Genomic DNA, 3,084 nt, shown 5'->3' with positions numbered 1-3,084 from the left:
CGTAACGAGCGAGCCTGAGGCCACCACCGAGCGCAGGCGCTGGTAGGCGTAGCTCGCAGACACGCCCTGGGACGCGTCGGAGCAGCCGACAAGGCGGTCCGCGTCGTCGTAGGTAAAGCGGACGGCCTGCGGAGAAGCGGGCGTCCCTTGCAGCGCAGCGGATGCAGCCGCGCGGTACGTCAGCGAGGGATTCCTAGGTACGGAGCGCAAGCTCCGCCGCGCTCGCGATGTCAGCGCTCCTGAAGGCCGCTTTGCTCGAACGCAAGCTCCAGGAGATCCGGCCCGTGAGCCCCGGCGCGCGATGCCTGCTCCAGACGAGAGCCGCTTCCCGAGACGGACAGCCCCGGCTTCTCATCGCGTTGCTGGATGTACACGTGCAGCACGTGGAACCCGGAACCGGCCGCTTCGCCGGACAGCACGACCATCGACGCCTCGCCGGACTGAAGCGCGGCCGCCCCGCGCCAGACCACGTTCTTCGCGTCCGCGACCCGGTCGAGAAGACGGCGCAGCCCATCGGCGTCGTACGCGTCGACGGACCAGCTGCCCGCCTCCGAAGAGACCGTCGCGCCGCGGAGCGGACGGCCGCCTCCGCCCGACCGCCCGTAGACCTGCGCGATCGCGCTGGCGCCCTTCGGAACCGTCACCGTCCATCCCTCGGCCAGCTCGAACGAGTCTCCCGGGGCGAGCGTCATGTCTCGGTCGCCCGAGCACGCGTGCAGGAGAGCGCCGCGCCGTTCACTCGTTCGGCAAGTGCGCACCCGAAACCGACAACACCCGGAACACCGTCGCAGCAGCTTGCTTCCTGTCCAGCTTCTTCAAGGATGTCACTGCCATCACCACCACATACCGAGACGAGGAGCCACGGAGCACGGCGATTGCATCGGCTTCCATGCTAGTGTCGGCAGTCTCAAGCCAACCCGATTGCGTGTCGCCCGAGCCGTAGTGTGTTTAGAGCTGCGACAAGACCCGCTGCGCTCCCTTGCCGCCACGACGGAACGACGTGATGGAGACCATCACCTGCTCCCCGCCTGCCTCGCCTTTCAGCAACACATAGTCGCTTCGACCCAGGTCTGCAGCATCACCGACAGGAAGCCACAACGGCACATGCCAGTAGCGGACCCACCTGCCGGACCAACCCTCGGGCACGGTCAGCGTGACGCCGGAGTCCATGACCAGCGACTGTCCGGCTGAGAGCACCTTCTCGGCGCGGACGCCCGACCACCCGCCCAGCCAAACGTTCGCCCCCACGAGCAGGGCCACAACGGCCGCAGCTAGACCGACCCGCATGACCCACGCCCTCATCGATCCTCCCTACGCCCTCACCTCAGTCGACCGAGTCAGTATGCCACGGAGACACCAAGCACACACAGCTTCCCTGCTTCCTTCACGACCCAACGTTTGTACTCGGGAGCATGGTTCCGAATCGTCCAGACCCGCGTCTCGTCCGGCACGGAATCAAAGGGCAGGTTCCAGCCTCGCGAGTATGTGGAAGCGATCGACTGCAGTTCCAGGTAGTACCTCAGCGTCCCTGGGTCCTGCAGCACATAGGCCTTCCAAATCGCTCTGGCCCTGACCCTCCAGTTGCGCTTCAGATACCGCACGGCTGCGATAAGCCGGTAGGCATCCCTGTAGTCCATGGCTTTGAACGCTGCCTTCGATACCCCGAGAAACCGGTCGTACCAACGATACAGGGTATCTAGCGGAATGCTGCAGAACCACGCCCATAACGACTTGTTCCCGCTCGGATCCACCTTCCCCACCGGGTCGCCTCCGCAGTACTGGTACGGGCTCTCTTCGCCGTCTGCCTTGGCGGGGTCCTTGGTGAGGCGAGCCCCCTGCGGAATCGCAGCAGCGTCCAGCGCACCTGCCCCTCACCGCTTACGGCGTCGGGTTCTCGATCAGCGTCGTGATCCGGCCGCCCTGGACGACGAGGCGTGCCCCCGCGAAGGCGAGCGAGGCGCGGCGCGGCTCGTCCCGCGCGTACTCGGCTGCGAACTCCTCCGTTGTGAGCGCGCCAAGCGCGGCGGCAGACGGGCGGCCGAAGCTCGGGACGGTCTCCGGCGGGTACCACAGGACAACGACCGCATCCTCGGCGAAGGGGAGCTCGAGCCTCGCGGCGTCGCGGTTCCGGACGTACACGCCCTCGTCCTCGTTGAGCCGGCGCCCGTCGCGGGCGGCCGCTGCTGCCGCGCCCGCTCCCGTGTAGTACTCGACCGGGTCGGCCACCACTGCGTTCGAGCCGGGATCGACCGACAGGACGAGCGCGAAGAAGCTGCCATCGGAGCACCCGCGCGCGTCGCCTTCGGAGCACGCGGCGTCTCCGAGAAGCGCGAGGTCTTGAAGCGCCCGCCCGAGCAGGGAGGCGCGGTCCGGTCGGGCCTCCTGCGCCTGGCCGGCGCCGGCGTCGTCTGCCAGCCGCCCGTCGGTCCTCTCCTGCGTGGAGCAGCCCGCGCAGCCGACCGTCAAGACGCACGAGACGACGAGCACGAACGCCACGCACGACAAGGCCCGCCGCCTGTTTGCGGGAGAGTAACCATCCGCCACCTCAAGCACCCCCCTATCGAATCACGTTGTGCGCGACCTTGATGAAGAATCGCAGACTCTCTTGAGGTTTCCATGTCCTGAGGCGCGCGTTGAGCCTGTGCTTCGTGGGGCCTCTGTAACGGGGTGAGGACTCCGCTATCCATGGATCTGGCCCATCGGAGACCACGATTGCAACATGGCCGAACCGCCTCCCCGGAGCCCACAAGATGTCTCCGACCTGATACGGCATCCCCCTGCTTCTGTCAAAGTAGCGCACGCTCGGCTGTCCTTTTCGAGGCGCCATGCTGCGGATTCTACCAGTGTTCCAGCCGTGCAACGCGGCATGTGGGAAGAGCCCTGCCCGAATCATGACGAACGTCACGAGGCCAGAGCAGTCGATGAAGCCGTCCGGATTCTTGTAGCCGGGCTCGGGCCCGTATCCCTTGGCGTGACGCAAGACATAGTCGACCGCGCCGAGAATCCTCGCTCTCACGGTGAGCCAAGCAGAGGTGCTCAGCAGCGCCATGCGCATGGCCTCCCCGCTCGGATCCACCTTGCCCA

6 protein-coding genes are annotated in these 3,084 nt (G+C 66.7%); all 6 read right to left on the bottom strand.

Annotated features, from left to right (window positions below):
• On the bottom strand, window positions 1–210 hold a 210-nt coding region (locus tag MX659_RS09010), incomplete at its 3' end, for a hypothetical protein (protein WP_267193164.1).
• A gap of 20 nt (window positions 211–230) precedes the next feature.
• Window positions 231–692, bottom strand: a complete 462-nt coding sequence (locus tag MX659_RS09005) for a hypothetical protein (protein WP_267193163.1) — start codon at window positions 690–692, stop codon at window positions 231–233.
• A 256-nt stretch (window positions 693–948) separates the two neighbouring features.
• A complete protein-coding gene (locus tag MX659_RS09000; protein ID WP_267193162.1) occupies window positions 949–1,302 on the bottom strand; it encodes a hypothetical protein in 354 nt (117 codons plus the stop codon).
• Window positions 1,303–1,337: 35 nt separating this feature from the next.
• Complete coding sequence (locus tag MX659_RS08995; RefSeq protein ID WP_267193161.1) at window positions 1,338–1,760, bottom strand: hypothetical protein; 423 nt, start codon at window positions 1,758–1,760, stop codon at window positions 1,338–1,340.
• A 118-nt stretch (window positions 1,761–1,878) separates the two neighbouring features.
• A complete protein-coding gene (locus MX659_RS08990) occupies window positions 1,879–2,505 on the bottom strand; it encodes a hypothetical protein (RefSeq protein ID WP_267193160.1) in 627 nt (208 codons plus the stop codon).
• Between the two features lie 52 nt (window positions 2,506–2,557).
• Window positions 2,558–3,084, bottom strand: a 527-nt coding sequence (locus MX659_RS08985; protein WP_267193159.1) for an NlpC/P60 family protein, incomplete at its 5' end; no start/stop codon positions are given.

The organism is Parvivirga hydrogeniphila (assembly GCF_023371205.1).
GTDB lineage: Bacteria > Actinomycetota > Coriobacteriia > Anaerosomatales > Anaerosomataceae > Parvivirga > Parvivirga hydrogeniphila.
The sequence above is the reverse complement of the archived record's forward strand: the minus strand, read 5'-3'. Positions and strand labels throughout refer to the sequence as shown.